19 protein-coding genes are annotated in these 21,703 nt (G+C 61.2%); 9 read left to right on the top strand and 10 right to left on the bottom strand.

Going from position 1 to position 21,703, the window contains the following annotated elements:
• Positions 1-173 precede the first annotated feature (173 nt).
• The 4 genes from JZ00_RS19880 to JZ00_RS19865 form a co-directional block, all read right to left on the bottom strand.
• On the bottom strand, positions 174-374 hold the full coding sequence (locus tag JZ00_RS19880; RefSeq protein WP_039592665.1) for a hypothetical protein: 201 nt from the start codon (positions 372-374) through the stop codon (positions 174-176).
• Between the two features lie 242 nt (positions 375-616).
• Positions 617-1,723: an agmatine deiminase gene (gene aguA, locus JZ00_RS19875; protein WP_039592664.1), complete on the bottom strand. Its 1,107-nt coding sequence runs from the start codon at positions 1,721-1,723 to the stop codon at positions 617-619.
• A gap of 3 nt (positions 1,724-1,726) precedes the next feature.
• Positions 1,727-2,605 carry an N-carbamoylputrescine amidase gene (gene aguB / locus JZ00_RS19870; RefSeq protein WP_039592663.1) on the bottom strand — a complete coding sequence of 293 codons (879 nt, stop codon included), beginning with the start codon at positions 2,603-2,605 and terminating at the stop codon, positions 1,727-1,729.
• Positions 2,606-2,795: 190 nt separating this feature from the next.
• Positions 2,796-5,708 carry an aminotransferase gene (locus tag JZ00_RS19865; RefSeq protein WP_039592662.1) on the bottom strand — a complete coding sequence of 971 codons (2,913 nt, stop codon included), beginning with the start codon at positions 5,706-5,708 and terminating at the stop codon, positions 2,796-2,798.
• Between the two features lie 148 nt (positions 5,709-5,856).
• Between JZ00_RS19865 and rfbC the strand changes: the two genes are divergently transcribed.
• From rfbC to JZ00_RS19845, 4 genes are all read left to right on the top strand, one after another.
• Complete coding sequence (rfbC, locus tag JZ00_RS19860; protein ID WP_039592661.1) at positions 5,857-6,405, top strand: dTDP-4-dehydrorhamnose 3,5-epimerase; 549 nt, start codon at positions 5,857-5,859, stop codon at positions 6,403-6,405.
• A gap of 61 nt (positions 6,406-6,466) precedes the next feature.
• Positions 6,467-8,275, top strand: coding sequence for a sensor histidine kinase (locus JZ00_RS19855; protein ID WP_039592743.1), 1,809 nt, complete (start codon positions 6,467-6,469; stop codon positions 8,273-8,275).
• The gene (locus tag JZ00_RS19850) at positions 8,272-9,663 is read left to right on the top strand and encodes a sigma-54-dependent transcriptional regulator (RefSeq protein ID WP_039592660.1); all 1,392 of its coding nucleotides are present in this window, start codon (positions 8,272-8,274) and stop codon (positions 9,661-9,663) included. Before JZ00_RS19855 ends, JZ00_RS19850 begins: the two co-directional genes overlap by 4 nt.
• 32 nt (positions 9,664-9,695) lie before the next feature.
• The gene (locus JZ00_RS19845) at positions 9,696-10,151 is read left to right on the top strand and encodes a YiiD C-terminal domain-containing protein (RefSeq protein ID WP_039592659.1); all 456 of its coding nucleotides are present in this window, start codon (positions 9,696-9,698) and stop codon (positions 10,149-10,151) included.
• Between the two features lie 40 nt (positions 10,152-10,191).
• On the opposite strand, the gene cysQ is transcribed toward JZ00_RS19845, so the two are convergent.
• The gene (cysQ, locus tag JZ00_RS19840; protein WP_039592658.1) at positions 10,192-11,019 is read right to left on the bottom strand and encodes a 3'(2'),5'-bisphosphate nucleotidase CysQ; all 828 of its coding nucleotides are present in this window, start codon (positions 11,017-11,019) and stop codon (positions 10,192-10,194) included.
• On the bottom strand, positions 11,016-11,582 hold the full coding sequence (gene nudE / locus JZ00_RS19835) for an ADP compounds hydrolase NudE (protein ID WP_039592657.1): 567 nt from the start codon (positions 11,580-11,582) through the stop codon (positions 11,016-11,018). The genes cysQ and nudE overlap by 4 nt, the downstream gene beginning before the upstream one ends.
• An 88-nt stretch (positions 11,583-11,670) precedes the next feature.
• On the opposite strand from nudE, the gene yrfG reads away from it, so the two are divergent.
• Positions 11,671-12,333 carry a GMP/IMP nucleotidase gene (gene yrfG / locus JZ00_RS19830; RefSeq protein WP_039592656.1) on the top strand — a complete coding sequence of 221 codons (663 nt, stop codon included), beginning with the start codon at positions 11,671-11,673 and terminating at the stop codon, positions 12,331-12,333.
• Between the two features lie 51 nt (positions 12,334-12,384).
• Here the strand turns inward: yrfG and lysM are convergent, their stop codons facing one another.
• Positions 12,385-12,834 carry a peptidoglycan-binding protein LysM gene (gene lysM / locus JZ00_RS19825; protein WP_039592655.1) on the bottom strand — a complete coding sequence of 150 codons (450 nt, stop codon included), beginning with the start codon at positions 12,832-12,834 and terminating at the stop codon, positions 12,385-12,387.
• A 134-nt stretch (positions 12,835-12,968) separates the two neighbouring features.
• On the opposite strand from lysM, the gene JZ00_RS19820 reads away from it, so the two are divergent.
• The 4 genes from JZ00_RS19820 (at position 12,969) to JZ00_RS19805 (ending at position 17,880) form a co-directional block, all read left to right on the top strand.
• Positions 12,969-13,856, top strand: coding sequence for a LysR family transcriptional regulator (locus JZ00_RS19820; RefSeq protein ID WP_039592654.1), 888 nt, complete (start codon positions 12,969-12,971; stop codon positions 13,854-13,856).
• A gap of 93 nt (positions 13,857-13,949) precedes the next feature.
• Positions 13,950-14,789 (top strand): formate dehydrogenase accessory sulfurtransferase FdhD, encoded by an 840-nt coding sequence (gene fdhD / locus JZ00_RS19815; protein WP_039592653.1) that lies wholly within the window; start codon positions 13,950-13,952, stop codon positions 14,787-14,789.
• Positions 14,786-17,134 carry an FdhF/YdeP family oxidoreductase gene (locus JZ00_RS19810; RefSeq protein ID WP_039592652.1) on the top strand — a complete coding sequence of 783 codons (2,349 nt, stop codon included), beginning with the start codon at positions 14,786-14,788 and terminating at the stop codon, positions 17,132-17,134. The genes fdhD and JZ00_RS19810 overlap by 4 nt, the downstream gene beginning before the upstream one ends.
• A gap of 263 nt (positions 17,135-17,397) precedes the next feature.
• On the top strand, positions 17,398-17,880 hold the full coding sequence (locus tag JZ00_RS19805; RefSeq protein ID WP_039592651.1) for a glycine zipper domain-containing protein: 483 nt from the start codon (positions 17,398-17,400) through the stop codon (positions 17,878-17,880).
• 83 nt (positions 17,881-17,963) lie between these two features.
• Here the strand turns inward: JZ00_RS19805 and JZ00_RS19800 are convergent, their stop codons facing one another.
• From JZ00_RS19800 to JZ00_RS19790, 3 genes are all read right to left on the bottom strand, one after another.
• Positions 17,964-18,383, bottom strand: a complete 420-nt coding sequence (locus JZ00_RS19800) for an acyl-CoA thioesterase (protein WP_039592650.1) — start codon at positions 18,381-18,383, stop codon at positions 17,964-17,966.
• A gap of 46 nt (positions 18,384-18,429) precedes the next feature.
• Positions 18,430-19,656, bottom strand: a complete 1,227-nt coding sequence (locus JZ00_RS19795) for a 3-hydroxyacyl-CoA dehydrogenase (protein WP_039592649.1) — start codon at positions 19,654-19,656, stop codon at positions 18,430-18,432.
• A 106-nt stretch (positions 19,657-19,762) separates the two neighbouring features.
• Positions 19,763-21,691 carry a RecQ family ATP-dependent DNA helicase gene (locus JZ00_RS19790; protein ID WP_039592648.1) on the bottom strand — a complete coding sequence of 643 codons (1,929 nt, stop codon included), beginning with the start codon at positions 21,689-21,691 and terminating at the stop codon, positions 19,763-19,765.
• Positions 21,692-21,703: the final 12 nt, after the last annotated feature.

Below are 21,703 nucleotides of genomic sequence, written 5' to 3'. Positions count from 1 at the left end.
TGGGCGAATCCTAGTCGCGCCCTGAACCCTGTGTCAATTTCGTGAATCATCTTGGATTAGGCGAAAAACGTCTAAGAACAGATCCATTTAGGAGCCAGCTACCACAAGGAAATCCAACAGACATAAAAAAAGCGCCGTCCTTTCGGGCAGCGCCTTTATCAATCCGTTGAGTTCTATCCTTGCATCACGTCCCACAACGCTTCCAGCTCCGCCTCGCTGAACAGGCCAACGGGGTAGCGCTCCATGATCATCCGACGCGGATCAGGCTCTCTGATCTGACGCGTCCCATTGGACTTCAACCACTGCGCCACGGCTTGAAGCGACTCACCATTTACAGCCAAAGGATGGCATGCGCGCTCACTTATCATGTTCATTCCAGCGCCCTCCTGGTTGATGAGCGGCCAATCTATCCGAGGTTTATGACAAAACAACGCAGCTCCCCTCCCCGAAACTGCCCGGATGACGATACAAGAGCTATGCCAATGTCATCGCGTCGCCGGCCATCCAGGCGCAAAAAAGCCCGCGCCCCAATCAGGACGCGGGCTTGCCAGCATGGATCCAAAACCGCCGAGATAGAGCCGCTGCGATTGATGTCACCTGGCTGTTACGTCGCCACTCATTTTATGCGCGGTGCCGGTTGCTGTTGGGTAAGGCAATGGATATTCCCGCCTCCCAGTAACAGTTCCCTACCCGGCACCATTACCACCTCGTGCTCAGGAAACAGGCTTTGCAGCAGGTCCCGGGCCGGCCCGTCCAGCGGGTCATCGAAACTCGGCGCGATGATGCCGCCGTTGACGATCAAGAAGTTCACATAGGAACCGGCCAGGCGCACGCTCGGATTGCGCTCCTGGGAACCTTCAACCGCGTCCACACCGGCACATTCTTGCTCGGTGGCGTACAACGGCCCGGGAATCGGCATTTTATGCACTGTGAACGGGCGGCCCTTGGCGTCAGTGCTGTTTTGCAGGACATTCATTGCCGCGTGGCAGCGAGCGTAGTTCGGGTCTTGCGGGTCGTCGGTCCAGGCGAGCAATACTTCACCCGGGCGCACGTAGCAGCAGAAGTTATCCACATGGCCGTCGGTTTCATCATTGAACAGACCGTCCGGTAGCCAGATGACTTTATCCACAGCCAATTGGGCGCTGAGCACCGCCTCGATCTCTTCGCGGCTCATGTGCGGGTTGCGATTGCGGTTGAGCAGGCATTCCTCGGTGGTGATCACGGTGCCTTCACCGTCGACATGGATCGAGCCGCCTTCCAACACAAAACCTTCGGTGCGATAACGCGGGCTGCGCTCGATCTCGAGAATCTTGCCGGCCACTTGCGAATCGCGGTTCCACGGCGAATACAAGCCACCGTCGAACCCACCCCAGGCGTTGAAATCCCAATCGACGCCGCGTACTTCGCCGTTGTCGTTGATGACAAACGTCGGGCCGGTGTCCCGGACCCACGCGTCGTCGCTGGACATTTCCACCAGGCGGATATTCGGTACATCGAGGCGCGCCCGGGCGTTTTCATATTGCGCGGCGGACACCGCCACGGTCACCGGTTCGAAGCGGGCGATGGCCTTAGCAACCGCTACATGGGCGGCCTGCGCCGGCTTGCCGCCCAGGCGCCAATTGTCCGGGCGCTCGGGCCAGATCATCCAGACCTGGGTCTGGGTTGCCCACTCGGCAGGCATGTGGAAACCATCCGCGCGCGGAGTGCTGTGCAAAGTTGTCATCAATCAGGACTCCAGTGAGCCGTCGAGGGTTTTGATCGCGCCGTACAGGTTCGGCCGCCGATCACGAAAAGTGCCCCAGGCACTGCGAATGTGTTCCAGCTCGTCGAGGTCGAAGCTGTGCACCCGCACACCTTCTTCGGTTTCGTTCAGTTCCTGGACTTTCTCGCCATACTGATTGGCGATGAACGACGAGCCGTAAAACGTAATGTCGTAGCCATCCTGCTCTTCGTTGCCGATGCGATTGCTGGCCACCAGCGGCATCAGGTTGGCACCCGCATGGCCTTGCTGCACGCGTTGCCAGTGATCACGCGACGAGATGGTCTTGTCGTGCGGCTCGCTGCCGATGGCGGTCGGGTACAACAGGATTTCCGCGCCTTGCAGCGCCATGCTGCGGGCGCATTCCGGGAACCACTGATCCCAGCAGATGCCTACGCCGATCTTTGCGTAGCGCGTATTCCAAACCTTGAAACCGGTGTCGCCAGGGTTGAAGTAGTACTTCTCATGGTAGCCGGGGCCGTCCGGGATATGGCTCTTGCGGTACACGCCCAGGTTCCGCCCATCGGCATCGATGATCGCAATACTGTTGAAGCGCGCGCGGCCGGCCAGTTCAAAAAAACTGATGGGTAACACAACCTGCAGCTCTTCGGCGATTTTCTGGAAATGCTTGATGGCAACGTTGTCGTCAACCGAGGTCGCCAACTGCATGTAGTCCGGGTTCGGCTTCTGGCAGAAGTACGGCGCCTCGAACAATTCCTGGATAAGGATAATCTGCGCGCCTTGGGCAGCAGCCTGGCGAACCAGCTTCTCGGCGGTCTCGATATTGGCTTCGAGATCCCAGGAACAGGCCATTTGAGTAGCGGCTACGGTGACGATACGACTCATGATTCATCTCCTGGGCGATGGACAGAGACGCCTTTATAGCCGATAAAAATCGGCTTTTAAAGTGGAGAAAATCAACAAGCTGCTAATTTACGCTTAGAATGCCGACAAAAATCGACTTCAAGAACACCGAAAAACCTGTGGGAGCGAGCCTGCTCGCTCCCACAGGGAATACCGTCAGCGCGGAAAAGGGCTACAGCCCCTCCTCCAACACCTTCGCCAGCATATCGACGAAGAAATCCACGCTTTGCCGCGAAGTGACCATTGGTGGCTTGATTTTGAGGATGTTCAGGTAGTCACCGGTCGGTTGCATGAAGATGCCCAACTCGCGCAAGCGATTGCACAGCGCCGTGGTTTCCTCGGTGGCCGGCTCCAGGGTGTCGCGGTTGCGGATCAGCTCCACGCCCAGGTAAAAGCCCGAACCATGCACCGCTCCGACCAAGGGATACTGGTCGATCAACGCTTCCAGCCGGGCTTTGAAATGGCCACCGACCACCCGGGCGTTCTCCCAGAGGTTTTCCTCCTCCATGACATCCAGCACGGCCATGCCGATCCGGCAACTGACCGGGCTGCCGCCTGCGGAGGAGAAGAAATACCCTTCGGCTTCCAGCGCCTCGGCGATCTCCCGACGGGTGATGACGGCTCCCAACGGCTGGCCGTTGCCCATGCCCTTGGCCATGGTGATGATGTCCGGCACCACCCCTTGCTCCTCGAAGCCCCAGAAGAACTCGCCCATGCGCCCGTAGCCAACCTGCACTTCGTCGGCGATGCAAACGCCGCCACGCTCGCGCACCATGGCATATACCTGTTTCAGGTAGCCCGGCGGCAGGGCGATGCCGCCGGCATTGCCATACACCGGCTCGCAAATGAAGCCGGCGAGCTGGCGTTTCTGCTCGGCGATCTTTGCCAGGTTGTGCTCGACGCTGCGCACGTAGTCTGGCGCACTGTCGACCCCGCGGAACTCACCGCGATAAGTGTTCGGCGCTGTCACCGGGTGCACCCAGTCCGGACGACTGCTGAGGGCCTGGGGGTTGTCGGCGATGGACGTCGAGACCGCGTCCGCCGCCACCGACCAACCGTGATAGGCCTCCAGCACGCTGAGCATGTCGCGTCCGCCGCTATAAGCCCAGGCCAGGCGGATCGCCAGGTCGTTGGCCTCGGTGCCGCTGTTGACCAGGAACACCCGGTCCATGTTCGACGGCGCCAGCGCCAGCAGGCGCTCGGAAAACTCGGCGATCGCCGCATAGTGGAAGCGCGAGTTGGTATTGAGCAGCGACCATTGCCGGGCAGCCACCGCCGCCATGCGCGGATGACCATGACCCAGCACCGCGACGTTATTGAGCATGTCGAGGTAGGAGCGGCCCTGCATGTCGATCAGGTGATTGCGCCAGCCGCGTTCGATGCGCGGCGGGTCGACATAGTAGTGCTTCTGCGAGCGGGCAAAACTCGCATCGCGACGGGCCCGCAGCGCCTCGGCATCGATTTCCGGCTCGGCCTCGCAAGCCAGCCCCAGCAAGGCCGCAGGCGACGGGCAGAGCGCCTGCCACGCTTGCGCCCGCGACGGCGAGCAGAACAGCGGAGGATTCAAATGCGCGCCCCGGCACAGTTGGACCCGCAACGGCCCGGCCACCTCCCCGATTATCTGCCCCTTGACCAGCGCGGCCCCTGGCAGCAGCGACGATGCCACGCCCCACAGGCGCACGCTCAACTGCGGGCCGTCGAGCCGCAGCAGGCCGTCGGCATCCTTGTGCACCATGCCGGCGAAGGGCGACTCCAGTGGTGTGCCTTGCGGCACATGCAATTCGACGTGCAACGGATAAGTATCGGGCTCGATGGCGCTGTCCGGCCGGGTGCGGGACAAGCGGTACTGGCCGTAACGGCTGGCCGCCAAACCGTGCACAGCGGCGGCTTCGCTCAACAGACGCTGGTCGATCCCCGCCTGCTCCCAGTTGCCGGCCTCGAAATGCGGGCTGAGCACGCCCAGGTCAATCAGGGCGAAATCACGCCCGACCAGCGTCGGCAGCAGCGGCGCAAAGCCCTCGTTGGCGATGGACGGCGGGCGATGGCCGGCGGCGCTGAGTATCGCCGCCTCCATCAACTCAAGCGGGACGGAATGGGCGACGTTGAAGATTTCCCATTCATGTTCGAGATTGGCGCGGGAATATTGATTATCCGGATCGATAGCCACTTGTTGTTCGCCGCTGAGTACCAGCACGGCGGCGCGGGTCACGATCAACGGCCAGAGCGCCAGGAGTTCTTCGCGCTGCAACGGATTGGCCGAGTGATAGGCCTGGATCGCGGGCAGGATGAAAAACGGATCGCCGTCGGCATGATGCAGCAGGGCCGCACACGTCACCGAGAGGTCGGTGATGCGCCAGGTGCGGACCAAGTCGCCAAAATCAATCACACCCTGCATTTGCCACTGGCGCTGGGTGTCGCGCTGCCAGACCACGTTGTCATCCGTGATGTCCATGTGGATCGCCTGTACCGGCAGGCTGGCCTTGAGTGGCAACAAGCGCCGTTCGGCCTGTTGCGCGACTTCGGCGATCAACTGGCGTCGGCGATCGTCCTGGATGACGGGAAGCAGGTGGTCGATCAAGGCCGGCGCATGGCGCGCATCCCATTGCAGGGTGCGCTCCAGGCCCGGATGGTCGAAGGCGGCAAGGGCAAGGTTCATCTGCGCGCACAGCCGTCCCAGCCCGGTCACCAGGTCTGGGGTAAGGTGCTTGAGTTGAGTCAGGGATTGGCCGTCAATGTACTCCAGCAGGCGTACATGGACCGTCTGCCCGGCGACTTCGAGCGTCAGCAGATCCTGGCCGTTACTGGCGGCAATAACCGCTGGCACCTTCACCGCGCCGTGCCCGGCAAGCGCCTTCAGGGCGGCATGCTGGGCCTGGAGTTCCTCGATGGCGTAGTCGCCGTGGCAAATCTTCAGCACAAACCGGCCGCGTTCGCTATCGACGCGGTAGTTCAGATCCTGGTGGCTGCCGAGGGGTCGCAGGTCGCCGCTGAGTCCGTAATTCGAGCGCAGCAGCACCAACGCCTGTTCGGCGCTGATCTGTGGGCTTGGCAAACTGGCACGGTGAACCAACGTAGCGAGCGGCATACAACGACCCCTGAGTGGTTTTGTTTTGGATGCTTATCTCGCCACTGAGCCAGGGGATTAGCAACCCCTCTTTTCAGCCAGGGCTCGCGCCGCCCTGCCCTTTGGGCAAGAATGGTCTTTTTGAACCCTGGCTTACCGGAGACACACCATGAATGTCATCGCCACCGATCTCCCCGGTGTCCTGATCATCGAACCCAAGGTATTTGGTGACGAGCGCGGTTTTTTTTATGAAAGTTTCAATGCCAAGGCTTTCAAGGACGCGACGGGCATCGACACGGAGTTCGTTCAGGACAATCATTCCCGCTCGCAGAAAGGCGTGTTGCGAGGCCTGCATTACCAACTGCAAAACACCCAGGGCAAGCTCGTCCGCGTGACCGCTGGCGAAGTGCTCGACGTGGCAGTCGATATTCGTCGCAGCTCAGCGCATTTCGGCAAATGGGTCGCGGTGCGCCTCAGCGCCGATAATCACCGCCAACTCTGGGTACCGCCAGGATTCGCCCATGGCTTTGTGGTCTTGAGCGAGTTCGCCGAGTTTCTCTACAAGACAACCCACTACTACGACCCGACGTCGGAACGCAGCCTGTTGTGGAATGACCCCACCTTGAACATCGATTGGCAACTGGGTGACATCCAGCCACAACTGTCTGCCAAGGATCTGGCCGCTGCAACGCTCGAGCATGCCGAGGTCTTCGCCTGATCGAAGACGTTCGCCCGTGTCCTAGGCATAATGCGTCTGTTACCACAGGCGCCCGATGCTCATGAATTCCACCCTCCCCCGCAGACCCCGTTGGCGCAGCCTGGCGTTGCTCGCATTGTGCCTGGCGCCATTGTTGTGGCCACTGGAGCATCTGGCCGAGCGGTATTACCGCAGTGAGCTGGCCGGCCAGAACCGCCAGACACTCGATCTCTACGTCGCCAACCTGCTGGGCACCCTGCATCGCTATGAAGTGCTGCCGCAGATACTCGGCGAACTGCCGGCCCTGCGCGCAGCCCTGTCGGCACCGGACGATGGCGTGACCCAGGGCAATGCCAACCGGCTGCTGAAAAATATCAGCGCCCAGACGGGGGCCGAAGTCATGTACCTGATGGATGCCACGGGCAAGACCCTGGCCGCCTCGAACTGGGACAAGCACGACAGCTTCGTCGGTCGCAATTTTGCCTTTCGCCCTTACTACATCGAGGCCATGGCCGGGCGCCTGGGACGTTTTTTCGGCCTGGGCACCACATCGGGCAAGCGCGGTTATTTTTTCGCCGCCGCCGTACGCGATCGCGAAAAAGTGATTGGCGTATTGGTGGTCAAGGTTGACCTGGACCACACCGAGAGCCTGTGGGGCAAGACCCCCGAACAGCTCCTGGTGACCGACCACAACGGCGTAGTCATTCTCACCTCGCGCCAGGAATGGCGCTTCCGCTCGACGCGGCCCTTGGGCGAAGCGGAGAGCAAGGCGATCAGCGCGATACAACCCTACCCAACCCGCGATCCCAAGCCGCTCAACCTGGACCCCAGCGCCTGGCTGACCCAGACCCAGGCCATCGAAGAGACAGGCTGGAACGTCAGCATCCTGGCGCCACGCACGCTGATTGACCGCCCGGTACGCACGGTGGTCGTCATCGGCGGCGCGGCGTTGCTGGTCTTGATGTTGTTGCTCGGGCTGATGATGCAACGCAGGCGCCATTACCTGGAACGAATCGCCTTCGAGGCCAAGGCTCGTCACGAACTGGAGGGTCGGGTCGCGGAACGCACCAGCGACCTGGAAGGCCTTAACCGTCGGCTCAAGCAAGAGGTGCTGGAGCGCGAGCACGCCCAACAGGAATTGGTCCGTGCCCAGGATGACCTGGTGCAAGCCGGCAAGTTGTCCGCGCTCGGCACCATGTCGGCCAGCATCAGCCACGAACTCAACCAGCCGTTGGCAGCGATTAGAAGCTATGCCGAAAACGCCGAAATACTGCTCGATCACCAGCGCACGGATGACGCCCGTGGCAACCTCAAGCTGATCAACGAACTGACCGGACGCATGGCATCGATCATCGCTCATCTGCGCGCCTTCGCCCGCCGCGACCGCCACGCCCCGGAAAGCGTCGCGCTGCAACCGGCGCTGGACGATGCCCTGGCCTTGCTCGCCAAACGTCGGCGCAGCATGGAAGTGGAGCTGATTCGTGACCTGCCGGCCGCCACCCTGTGGGTCGAAGCCGGCGAAACGCGCCTGCGCCAAGTGCTGGGCAACCTGCTGGCCAATGCGCTGGATGCCCTGACTGAAAAAGGTCCGCCGCGTAGACTCTGGCTCAGTGCCCAGGCGACCGAAACCGGCGTCAACCTGTACATTCGCGATAACGGCCCGGGGTTTTGCATGGAAGCCCTTGGTCGCGCCGGCGAGCCGTTCTACACCACCAAGACCCGCACTCAAGGCCTTGGCCTGGGGCTGGCAATCTGCGACACCCTGATGCGCGCCTTCGGCGGCGAATTGCTATTCGCCAACCACAAGGAAGGCGGCGCCCTGATTACCCTGAAATTGCGCGCGGGCGCGCCTGGGGTGAGCCTGCAACCGTCCGAGGACCGTAGTGTATGACCATCGACAACCAGATTGAGGTGGTGTTGATCGACGACGACCCCCATCTGCGCCAGGCCCTCAGCCAGACCCTCGACCTGGCCGGACTGAAAATACTGCCGCTGGGCGAGGCCAACGGTCTGGCCGGGCAGTTGCCTCGCGACTGGCCGGGCGTCGTGGTCAGCGATATCCGCATGCCCGGCATGGACGGCCTGGAACTGCTGGGCCAACTGCACGCCCAGGACCCGGAGCTGCCGGTGCTGCTGATCACCGGTCACGGCGACGTGCCGCTGGCCGTACAGGCCATGCGCGCCGGAGCCTATGACTTTCTCGAAAAACCCTTCGCCAGCGACCATCTGCTCGACAGCGTACGCCGGGCCTTGGCCTTGCGCCGCCTGGTCCTGGACAACCGCAGCCTGCGCCTGGCCCTCAGTGACCGCCATGAACTCAGCGCCCGATTGGTCGGGCAATCATCACCCATGCTGCGCCTGCGCGAGCAGATCGGGGCCTTGGCAGCGACCCGCGCCGATGTGCTGATCCTGGGTGAAACCGGCGCTGGCAAGGAAGTGGTCGCCCGCGCGCTGCACGACTTGTCGAGCCGGCGCAACGGGCCGTTCGTGGCCATCAACGCCGGCGCGTTGGCGGAGTCCGTGGTGGAAAGCGAACTGTTCGGCCACGAACCCGGCGCCTTCACTGGCGCGCAGAAACGCCGTATCGGCAAATTTGAATTCGCCAATGGCGGCACGTTGTTTCTCGATGAAATCGAAAGCATGAGCCTGGACGTACAGGTCAAGTTGCTTCGCCTGCTGCAAGAGCGCGTGGTGGAACGATTGGGTGGCAATCAACAGATCCCGCTGGACATCCGCATCATTGCCGCGACCAAGGAAGACCTGCGCCAGGCCGCCGATCAAGGGCGTTTTCGCGCCGACCTCTATTACCGCCTGAACGTCGCGCCGCTGCGCATACCGCCGTTGCGCGAACGAGGTGAGGATGTGCTGGTGCTGTTCCAGCATTTCGCCGATGAGGCCAGCGCCCGCCATGGCCTGCCGCGCCACGAATTGCTTCCGGCCCACCGGGCGCTGTTGTTGCGCCATGGCTGGCCGGGCAACGTGCGCGAGTTGCAGAACGCCGCCGAGCGTTTCGCCCTGGGCCTGGAACTGGCCCTGGATAACAACACACCGGAGGGTCATCCCGGCGCCCCGGTGGAGGGGGTCAGCGGCGGTTTGAGCGAGCAGGTGGAGAACTTCGAAAAAACCCTGATCGCCGCAGAGCTGGCCCGCCCCCACAGTTCAGTGCGCAGCCTGGCCGAAGCCCTCGGTGTGCCGCGCAAGACGTTGCACGACAAACTGCGCAAGCATGGGCTGGCCTTCGGCGACCATAGCCAAGGCCAGGCCGATGACGCCGATTGAGCCTTGCCATCCTACTTTTGAAGAGGGCCCGCATGAACAGCGATAGCCTTTATCTGGAAACGATCCTGCACCGGGATATTCCGTTGACCCACGACATGGGCCTGCAAGTGCTCGACTGGCAAGCCCGACGGCTGCGTCTGTTCCTGCCGCTCGAGGCCAATGTGAATCACAAGAGCACCATGTTCGGCGGTAGTCTGTATTGCGGTGCTGTACTCGGCGGCTGGGGCTGGCTGCACCTGGCCTTGCGCGAGGAAGGAATCGAGGACGGGCACATCGTGATCCAGGAGGGACAGATCAGCTATCCGCTACCTGTAACCCGCGACGCAACCGTCGTGTGTGACGCGCCTGATGAAAAAACCTGGAAGCGTTTCCTGGCCACTTACCGGCGGTACGGACGGGCGCGGCTGGCATTACAAACGCAGGTGCTGAACGTGGACAGCGAGGACGTGGCGGTGCAATTCGAAGGGCAGTACGTCTTGCATCGCTGAGCAGGTAGCCGGGTCCCCTTGCCACAATGGGTATCCGATCCTAGGTGCGAGCAAGCTCCAACAATTTCCCACGCCATGCAGCCTTCGCCGGCAAAGCCAGGAACGACGCATTCAACAGCGACTCCCGCGGCGGATAGCAGAACGGTTCGCCGCTCAAGTCCAGTACTTCGCCACCCGCGCCTTCCAACACACCTTGGGCGGCGGCAGTGTCCCATTGAGACGTCGGCGCCAGCCGTGGATAGCAATCGGCAGCGCCTTCAGCCAAAAGGCAGAACTTCAGCGAGCTGCCGATGTTGGTCAGTTGCAAGGCGCCAAGGCTCTCGCTCAAGCCGGCCAACAGGCGCTCCTGCTCCGGGCTGGTGTGGCGCCGACTGGCGACCACGGTAAACGCCTCCCCAGGCGCCAATTCGTTACGCACCGCGATGGGCAAAGGCTCGGCGTTCCGGTCGCCGCGCCAGGCGCCCAGGCCCGTGCCGCCGACATAGAAGCGGCCATTGGTGGGCATCGAGACTACGCCGAACACCACCCGACCGTCTTCGATCAAGGCAATATTGACGGTGAACTCTTCACTGCCGGAGATGAATTCCTTGGTTCCATCCAGCGGGTCCACCAGCCACCAGCGCTTCCAAGTCGCCCGGACGCCTTGCGCGATATTCGCGTCTTCTTCGGAGAGGATCGGGATATCTGGCGCCAGGGCGGTCAGCCCAGCCACGATGACGTCGTGAGCGGCCATGTCGGCGGCGGTCACCGGTGATTCGTCAGCCTTGTGCACGACTTCCACGTTGGCGCGCCAGAACGGCAGGATTGCCGCCCCGGCCTTGAGCGCCAACTCGATCACCGGGGCCATCAGGGGATGGGAAAAATTCATGGCAGATAGGCTCCTCGCTGGGTCAGCAGGTCGCGAGCCAGGTACAACGCCGCCAGCGCTCGGCCCTCGGTGAATTGCGGATTCTGCGCAAGGGCCGAGAGTTCGCCCAGGTTGATCTTGTCCACCCTCATCGGCTCGGGCTCATCGCCCTCCAGCCGCTCTTCATATAAATCGGTCGCCAGTACCACTTGGATCTTTTGGCTCATGTAGCCAGGCGACAACGATAATTCGGTCAGGTGCTCCAGTTGTCGTGCGCCCAGACCGGCCTCCTCCTTGAGCTCCCGCTCGGCCGCCGCCAGCACATCTTCACCCGGCTCGATCAAGCCCTTGGGCAATGACCACTCGTAAGCCTCGGTGCCGCCGCAATACTCCTCAACCAGCACGGCATGGTCGGCATCAAGCATCGCCACGATCATCACCGCACCGTATCCAGGGCTCTTGGCTGCCAGACGCTCGTATGTGCGCTCCACGCCATTGGAAAAACGCAGTTTCATTTCCTCCACGCAAAACAGCCGGCTGGTGGCGACGATCCGTCGGTCGAGTATGGTGGGTTTCTGGCGCATAAACGGCTCCCTGGGCGATAGCGGGCTACTATACCCGGCCTATTCTGATTGTTTGTGTCGGATATTCGATTACCGCTGGAGAAGTTTTATGGCCTTGTTGCCTTGGCATGAGATCGACACAGTCCTGCTGGACATGGACGGCACCCTGTTGGACCTGCACTACGACAACCATTTCTGGATGGAGCACCTGCCCCAGCGCTATGCCGAACTCCATGGCGTCAGCCGCGCAATGGCCGAGATGGAACTGCAGCCGCTGTTCGAGCGCAACGCCGGCCAGCTGCAATGGTATTGCCTGGACTTCTGGAGTGCCGAGCTGAAGTTGCCGGTGCGCGAGTTGAAACAGGAAACCGCCCACCTGATCGCCCTGCGCCCGGATGCCGATACGTTCCTGGCAGCGATCCAGCAGGCCGGCAAACGCGTCGTGATGATCACCAATGCCCATCGCGACTCGCTGTCCTTGAAGCTGGAGCGTATCGAACTCGCCCCCTATTTCGAACGTTTGATCAGCTCTCACGATTACGGTTTCCCCAAGGAGAGCCCGCAGTTCTGGGATGCCTTGCAAGCCGACCTGGACTTCGACCCCGCCCGCAGCCTGTTCATTGACGATACCTTGCCGGTATTGCGCAGCGCCCGGGATTTTGGCGTCGCGCACTTGCTGGCGGTCAGCGAGCCGGACAGCCGCAAGGGGCCGAAGGACACGGGGGAATTTGAGGCGGTTGGGGATTATCGAGCGCTGATCGAAGGGCTTTAGGGTATGCCTTTGTGGCGAGGAGATAAATCTCCTCGCCACAGGAGGGCCAGGTTATTCAGGGATACGCAGCACCTGTCCCGGATAGATCTTGTCTGGGTGCTTGAGCATCGGCTTGTTGGCTTCGAAAATCTTGTTGTACTTGTTTGGATCCTTATAGAACCGCTTGGAAATGGCACTCAAGGTGTCGCCCTTCTCAACGGTGACGAACTTGGCCTCCGCAGCAATCGGCCCGGTGACCGTGATCTGGTCATCCACGCCGCTGATGCCGGCAACGTTGCCCAGAGCCAAAAGGATTTTTTCCTTTTCCTCCTGCGTCGCGGCTTCGCCGGTGGCAATGACTTTTTCACCCTCGACTTTTATCTGGATCTTGGAAGTATCTATACCTGTCAGGGCATCTCGTACGTGCTTGGTCAGCGCCTCGCTGTTGGCTTCAGCCTTATCGGGCGTCAGCGCATCAAGAATTTTTTCACCGGCATCTTTTAAAAAACTGAAAAGGCTCATGGCTGTCTCTCCCTGGGTTCAAATGTCCAGACGCAAAGCCTAGACCAAGCCCACCGAGCCCGCCTCCCAACCGACCAATGACCCCGCCACGTCCAAAGCGCTAGAATCCAATCTTCCCGTATCCAGGAGCGAAGATGGACATCAAGCAGCTGAAATTCCTCATCGCGCTCGACGAAACCCGCCACTTCGGCCAGGCAGCCGCCCGTTGTCACATCACCCAACCCACCCTGTCGATGCGCTTGCGCAGCCTCGAAGAAGAGCTGGGCTTGCCGCTGGTCAACCGCGGCCAGCGTTTCGAGGGTTTCACCGCGCCGGGTGAACGGGTGCTGGCTTGGGCACGCACGGTGCTGGCGGCCTATGACGGGCTCCAGGCCGAAGCGGCGGCCTGCCGGGGCAATCTGGTCGGTACGCTGCGCCTGGGCGTGGTGCCGTTGTCGGATTTCGACCCGTTGACGATGATGCAGCGCCTGCACACTGAACACCCCAGCCTGCGTTTCGAATTGTCGTCCTTGAGTTCCGAGCGCATCCTCGAACAACTGGCGAACAACCGCATCGACCTGGGAATTTCCTACCTGGAGCGCCTGGATAACGAGCGCTTCGAAGCCTTGCCGTTCAGCCATACCCGCATGGGCCTGCTGTACGACCAGCGTTTTTTCTTTTTTGGCGAAGAACCGCTGAGGTGGGAATCGCTGGTCGAGCTGCCCTTGGGCATGCTCACCAGCGGCATGCATTTTCGCCAATCCATCGATCACGCCTTCCACAGCCGCGGCCTGGCACCTCAACCGTTGCTGCAAACCGACGCCGTGCATCAATTGTTGCAAGCTGTTCATGGCGGATTGTGCTGCGCAGTGGTCCCGTTGGACAGTGGACTGAAGGTCCTGACCGAAGAGTTGCGTATCCAGCCCATCGAAAACGCGCAAACCCTGGTTCCGCTTGGGCTGATCATGCGGCGAGGGGCTCCGCGATCGGCGTTGGCGGAGGCGTGCTTCGCCCTCTACCAGAAATCAATAACCTTTCCTTGATCGACGTCATCTATTGAAAGATCAGTAATAGCGATTAGACGTGGCAGATTGCCGCATTTAGTCTTAGAACTATTCCTACTTTCAGTGATGCCCATGAACGACAAGCCTCCGGTCTGTCCTGCGCCTGACGTGGAATCTTCCACGCCAGCCGCCAGCCAGAGCTATCGCTATTGCAACCTGGACCACTCCGAATCGGACAGCGCCGCGCTGGCCGAGGAAGTGGCGTTGGCCATTGCCTATAACGGCATCAGCCAAGCGGTAATGCTGGTTACGCCAACCGATCTAGAAGATTTCATCGTCGGGTTCAGCCTTGGCAGCGGCATCATCGAAGACCCAGCGGATATCTACGACTTGCAACTGAGCGGCGCCGGTTCCGCCCACTATGCCCAGGTCACCATCGCCAATCGCGCCTTCTGGAATCTCAAGCAACAACGTCGCCAGATGGCCGGCACCAGTGGTTGCGGTCTTTGTGGCGTGGAAGCCGTGGAACAGGCGCTACCCGACCTCAAGGCGCTGCCGGGGGCACCGCTGCCACCAGCGCAATGGCTCGATGGCCTGCGCCAACGCATCAGCCAGTTCCAGCCCCTGGGCCAGCACTGTGGCGCCGTCCACGCGGCATTGTTCATGAACGCCCAGGGCGAGCTGCTGATGGGCCGCGAAGACATAGGCCGACACAACGCCCTCGATAAATTGATCGGCGCGTTGATCCGGCAGCAGGTCCCAGTGGCCGGTGGCTTGGCGATCGTCACCAGCCGTTGCAGCCTCGAACTGATCCAGAAAGTACTGCGTGCAGGCATCCAGACCCTGGTCAGCCTGTCGTCGCCCACGGGCCTCGCCGTCCAATGGGCCCGCCAACACAACCTCAACCTCATCCACCTGCCGCAAAAAAGTGCGCCGCGGGTCTATAGCCCTGCGATGGAGAAACAAGCGTGAGCAACTATCAACAAGCCAACCAGAAACCCGCACCGCGCTACAAACCCTACAAGGGCCCGGCCGGTGGTTGGGGCGCGCTGATCAGCGTCGCCCAGGCCTGGCTGACCAGCGATAACGCGCTGAAAAACATTCGCATGATGCTCAAGACCAACCAGAACGGTGGCTTCGACTGCCCCGGCTGCGCTTGGGGCGACTCGCCGGAAAGCGGCATGGTGAAGTTCTGTGAGAACGGCGCGAAAGCGGTGAACTGGGAAGCGACCAAACGCCGTGTCGACGCCGCTTTTTTTGCCAAGCACAGCGTGACGTCGTTGCTGGAGCAAAGTGACTACTGGCTGGAATACCAGGGCCGCCTGACGGAGCCGATGCAATACGACGCGCAGACCGACCGCTACAAGCCCATCAGCTGGGATGCGGCATTTGCCTTGATCGGCAGACATCTGCAGGGGCTGTCCAACCCGAACCAGGCCGAGTTCTACACCTCGGGCCGGGCGAGCAACGAGGCGGCCTATCTGTATCAACTGTTCGTGCGCGCGTATGGCACCAACAATTTCCCTGACTGTTCGAACATGTGCCATGAAGCCAGCGGCGTGGCCCTGTCCCAGAGCGTGGGCGTGGGCAAAGGCACGGTAACCTTTGACGATTTCGAGCACGCCGACGCAATCTTCGTCTGGGGCCAGAACCCCGGCACCAACCATCCCCGGATGCTCGAACCGCTGCGCGAAGCCGTGAAGCGTGGCGCCCAAGTGGTCTGCATCAACCCGCTGAAAGAGCGTGGGCTGGAGCGCTTCCAGCATCCACAACACCCGCTGGAAATGCTCACCAACGGTGATAAACCCACCAACACCGCGTACTTCCGCCCGGCCCTGGGCGGCGACATGGCCGTGCTGCGCGGCATGGCCAAGTTCCTGCTGCAATGGGAGCGTGAAGCGCAGAACAGTGGTGGCCCCGCGGTATTCGACCATGGGTTCCTCAACGAACACAGCACCAACGTCCTGGAGTACCTGGCGGTCGTCGATGACACCCCATGGGAACAGATCGCCCAGCAATCAGGCCTGACCCTGGCCGAGATCGAGCAGGCCGCGCGCATGTATGCCAAGGCCAGCAACGTGATCATGTGCTGGGCGATGGGCATCACCCAGCACCGCCATTCCGTCGCGACCATCCAGGAAATCGCCAACCTGATGATGCTGCGCGGCAACATCGGCAAGCCAGGCGCGGGGCTCTGCCCGGTGCGAGGGCACAGTAACGTGCAGGGCGACCGGACCATGGGCATCAACGAGCGTCCGCCCGTTGCGTTCCTCGATGCACTGGAGCGGCGTTTCCAGTTCAAGGTGCCGCGCGAAAACGGTCATAACGTGGTCGAGGCAATCCACGCCATGGCCGAAGGTCGGGCAAAAGTGTTCATCGCCCTGGGTGGCAACTTTGCCCAGGCGACCCCGGACAGCCACCGGACCTTCCAGGCCCTGCGCAACTGCGATCTGACCGTACAGATCAGCACCAAGCTCAACCGCAGCCACTTGGCCCACGGCAAGGATGCGTTGATCCTGCCGTGCCTGGGTCGCACCGACATCGACCTGCAAGCCGAAGGCTCCCAGGCCGTGACAGTGGAAGACTCGTTCAGCATGGTCCACGCCTCCAACGGCCAATTGCAGCCGCTGTCGAACCAGATGCGCTCCGAGCCCTGGATCATCGCCGGCATCGCTGCCGCTACGCTGGGCAGCCGTCCAGTGGATTGGAATTGGCTCGTGGCCGACTACAGCCGCATCCGCGACCTGATCGCCGAAACCATCCCAGGCTTCAAGGACTTCAACGAGAAACTCAAGAACCCTGGTGGCTTCTATCTGGGCAACAGTGCCGGTGCCCGTCGCTGGAACACACCGTCGGGCCGCGCCAACTTCAAGCCCAACCAGTTGCCGACCGACCTGATCCACGAACGTACCCGTGCCACAGGCCAATTGCCGGACCTGATCCTGCAATCCATGCGCTCCCACGACCAGTACAACACCACCATCTATGGTCTCGACGATCGCTATCGCGGAGTGAAGGGCCAGCGTGACGTATTGTTCGTCAACGAAGCAGACATCATCCGCCTGGGCTTCAAGCCCGGGCAGAAGGCCGATATCGTCTCGCTTTGGGACGACGGACGCGAGCGGCGGGTCAAAGGGTTTACCCTGCTGGCCTTCGACATCCCGGCCGGCCAAGCCGCCGCCTACTACCCGGAAGTGAATCCGTTGGTGCCGCTGGAAAGCACCGGTGACGGCAGCCACACCCCGACCTCGAAGTTCGTGGCGATTCGTCTGGAAGCGGCGAGCGAGAATGGATTGATCATGGCCAAGTCGGCCTGATACAGCCTGTTGGATCGTGACAGCCCTGTGGCGAGGGATTTATCCCCTCGCCACGAAAGATCTTCTTGCAGATACAAAAAAGGCCGTTTTCCATGGAAAACGGCCTGTCTCAAGTAGCTAAAGACCGGCCAATTCGCCATAAGTTCCCTCCTAAAAACAATAACTTAGAGAATTGTGCACAAGTCGTGTTACTCGTCGGATTTCGATTGTAACCAAGCGAAGCCAGCCTCAGGATCGCGCCGTCATCCCTTTGAGGCTCCTCTATGAAGTTCTCCTCCATTCTCTTGTTGTCCCTTGGCCTGGTCAGTGGCGTCGCGTCTGCCGGCGGTACCGCCGAAGCAGGTGTAGGCGGCGCATTGGGCGGGGTTTTGGGTTCGGTCGTCGGCCAGTCCCTGGGCGGAAACACCGGCTCCACTATCGGCGCGGCCCTGGGCGGCGCGGGCGGTAGCGCAGTTGGTGCAGACAGACACAGCCGCGGCGAAGCGGCGATCGGCGGCGCGCTGGGCGCAGCCGGTGGTAACGTGGTTGGCCGCAGCGTAGGCGGCACTACCGGTAGCCTGATCGGTGCCGCAGCAGGCGGTGGCGCCGGTGGCGCACTGGGTAACTACATGGGCAAGGACGACGATGATGACCGTTATGAAGGTCGTCGTGGTGATCGCCGTTACTACCGCGATGGCCACCCAGGTCGCGGTCATGCCTACGGCCATCGCAAGCACAAGCACAAACATCGCTATCACGATGACTGACGGCTGGCTCAACTCCGACCGTTAAATGATCGCAGCCTTCGGCTTTCTCTACAGAGACTGACCGGAGGCTGCGATTTTTCGTTTCAGGCTACCAAAGGCTCCAGCGCCGCGCGCAGCCGATCCGGAATCGCCACGGGCCGATTCGATGCTCGATCCACGAACACATGCACGAAGCGCCCCGCCGCGCAGGCCTCCTCCTCGCCCTCCTTGAACACCGCCAGCTCGTACTGCACTGAACTGTTGCCCAGCTTGCCGACCCGCAGGCCGACCTCGATCCGATCCGGAAAAGCGATCGACGCAAAATAGTCGCAAGCTGAACTCACCACGAAACCCACCACTTCGCCTTCGTGGATATCCAGCCCGCCGGTTTCGATCAGGTAGGTATTCACCGCCGTGTCAAAAAAACTGTAGTAGGTGACGTTGTTCACGTGGCCGTACACATCGTTGTCGTGCCAGCGCGTAGTCACCGGCTGGAAATGGAAGTACTCGGTGCGTTGGGGCATCGCTTGTCCTTGGTCATGCACTGTTGGGATGGGACAGGGTAACGGGCTATCGTTGCGAGAAACCCTTGCCTTGGGCGGCCAGTTCCCCGATCAGGCGCGCAGGCTTCCAATGGTCCCCCTGCTTCGTTTCGAGGTCCACCAAGCGGGCATGGATATCCTCGAGGCCTTGCTGGTCAGCCCAGGCCATCGGGCCGCCCTTGTCAGCCGGAAAGCCATAGCCGTTGAGGTAAACCAGATCGATGTCGTGGGACGACTCGGCAATGCCTTCCTGGAGGATTTTCGCACCTTCGTTGACCAGTGCCAGCAAGCAGCGCTCGAGGATCTCATCGGCGCCGATGTCACGCCGCTGGAAACCCAGCTCCTCACTGACCCGCTGCACCAGCGCATCGACCTCGACATCGTGCTCAGCCTGCCGACTGCCCGGCTCATAGTGATAATAACCATTGCCACTTTTCTGGCCGAACCGGCCCAATTCGCACAGACGGTTATCCACCTGCACCTCAGGCGCGTCCTGCCCCCGGCCCACCAGTTCCCGCGCACGCCATTCCAGATCGATCCCGACCACGTCGTACATGCGAAACGGCCCCATGGCGAAACCAAAGCCCTGCAACGCCGCATCGACCTGATGGGGAAACGCACCCTCCAACAGCATCTTGCGTGCTTCCAGCACATAAGGATGAAGCATCCGGTTGCCGATGAAGCCGTGGCAATTACCCGACACCACGCTCACCTTGCCCATGCGCTTGCCCAGCGCCAAGGCTGCATCCAGCACGGCTTTGGACGTCTGTGCGCCGCGCACGATTTCCAGCAGCTTCATGATGTGCGCCGGGCTGAAGAAATGCAGGCCCAGCACCTGGCTTGGCCGGCGCGTAGCAGCGGCAATCGCATCGATATCCAGCGCCGAGGTATTGCTTGCCAGGATCGCCTCGGGCTTGAGCATGCCGTCCAGCTCGCGAAATATCTTCTGCTTGAGTTCGAGATTCTCGTAGACCGCTTCGATAACCAGGTCCACATTGCGGATCGCCGCATAGTCATCCGCCCGCGTTATCCGGGCGATGCGGGCGTCGGCTTCGCTTTGTTCAAGACGCCCCTGGCGTACGTTATGGGCGTAGGTATCGGCCACCGTGGCCAGCGCCTGCTCCAGCATCTGCGGATTGTTATCGACCCACTGCACGGTGACGCCGGCGTTGGCCAGGCACATCACGATGCCCCGGCCCATGGTCCCCGCACCGACAACGGCGGCACGCTGGATATCGAACGATGTCTGGCTCATGTTTGCTCTCTTGTTGGCGATCCAAAGACTGCTTCACCTTAGTCAGCCAGCGAGTTTTTTTGAAATTTATTCGTGTGATGCCGGGCATTCAGCGGATGGATGCAGCTCAAAGATGCGCCTGTGACCAACGCCGGACCTCAGCGTAGGGATACGCTTGCAGCGCAGCATATCCGAGAATCTGGCGAGCCTTCAGCTTGGTGAACAGCGGTACGCTGATTCCGCAGAGAAACCGGGTCAGCCGCTCGGCAGAAGGGACATTACCCGTGTGCTGCTCATGCCTGTGGATAAAATTCGCGCACAGGGCTTCGAAATTTTTATCCCCAAGCGGTGGTAGGGACGGCGGTTCCGGCAGGTGCGCGACCTGTCCATGACATACGGAACAGTGTCCACATTGGCGCGGCGCGTTTTTGTCGCCAAAGTACTCGGCCAGCCGATAACCGAGGCAGCGGTCCGTGGCGAATAACCCGAGCATGGCGTGGATCCTCGAGATTTCCGTTTCCTCATGCTGGGTGAAGTTGGCGTGTAGCTCGACGCTCAAGGCCTGGGAATCGAAGTCCGCCTCAAGGACGTTGTAGACCTCCGTCATCTGCTTGCTTTCCAGCTCGATCCAGCCTTTTTCCTGGAAATAATCCAACGCCTTGACCACGCGACTACGCTCGGCCCGATATTGCCGGTACATCTCGTCGAAATTCACCGTGGCCCAAGTTCGAGCAAGGCTGGAGGTCTGGATGATCGCCGAGACAAAATCCCTTCGCTCACCCTCGAAGTGCTCCAGCAGTGCCTGCGGCTCGGTCAGGCATTTGAAGCGATACTCCGCGTAGTAGGCATAACGCGGCGCGATCAGCCGACGCAGCTCCAACTGAACCAGCAGCGTCTTGAGCGGCAATTGCCGGATGTTGCTCTGGTCCGCCAATGGTCCCAGCAAGAACTCCCATTGCTCATCCCGGGCGGTAGCTTTCAGCTCATCAAGCACACAACGGATGCCGGAAAGCTCAGGTGTATCGCCATAGACGAAATTTTCCAGGATGTTGAGACTGTCGCGGTTAGCCAATACCAGGCAATCGGACGGCTGCCCGTCCCGCCCTGCCCGACCGATTTCCTGGCTGTAGTTCTCGATGGACTTCGGCAAGTCGAAATGGACCACGTTGCGGATATCGCTTTTGTCGATTCCCATGCCGAACGCGATGGTCGCGACGATGCAGTCGGACTGACCGCCCATGAACCGCTGCTGTATGGCTTCACGCTGATCATGGGGCAGCCCGGCGTGATAAGCCTCGGCCTTGATGCCGTGTTCACTCAGGTACCCGGCAACCTGCTCGGCGGTTCGCTGCAAAGTGACGTAGACGATACTCGACTGCCCGGGGCGCTCGCCCAACCATTGCAACAGCCGCCCACGCTTGTCGTCACTGCGAACAGGCTCGACCAGCAGGTTGAGGTTGGGCCTGTAGAAACCGGTGGTCACCACGTCATCGGCGGCGATGGCAAACTTCGCCTGCATGTCGGCGATGACCTTCGGTGTCGCGGTGGCCGTCAACAGCAGTGCCTGGGGAATATTGAACTGGCGTTGGTAATCGGGGAGCTTGAGATAATCGGGGCGAAAGTTATGGCCCCATTCGGATATGCAGTGGGCCTCATCCACCACCAGCAACGAAATCGACACCTGCTCCAGGAAATTGCGAAAGCGCTCGTTCTTCAGCCGCTCCACCGAAACCATCAGGACCTTCAACTCGCCCGAACGGGCCCGCGCCATGGCCTCGCTGGCTTCATCGCGACTCTGGGCCGAGTCGATACTGGCTGCGGCGATGCCGTGTCGCTTCAGGAACGCCAGCTGGTCCTGCATCAGCGCCAGCAGCGGCGAAACTACCAGCGTCAGGTGCGGCAATAGCAGCGACGGCAATTGATAGCAGAGAGACTTACCGGATCCGGTCGGAAAAATCGCCGCCGCCGACCGACCCGCAAGGACCGCGCCGATGGTCGCCTCCTGACCGGGGCGAAATTGTGGATAACCGAAGACCTGTTCCAGGGTGCTGTGCATAAGCGGTCGCTC

Source organism: Pseudomonas frederiksbergensis, assembly GCF_000802155.2.
Classification (GTDB): domain Bacteria; phylum Pseudomonadota; class Gammaproteobacteria; order Pseudomonadales; family Pseudomonadaceae; genus Aquipseudomonas; species Aquipseudomonas frederiksbergensis_A.
Note: the sequence above shows the minus strand (reverse complement) of the source record. Positions and strands in the feature narration are given on the sequence as shown.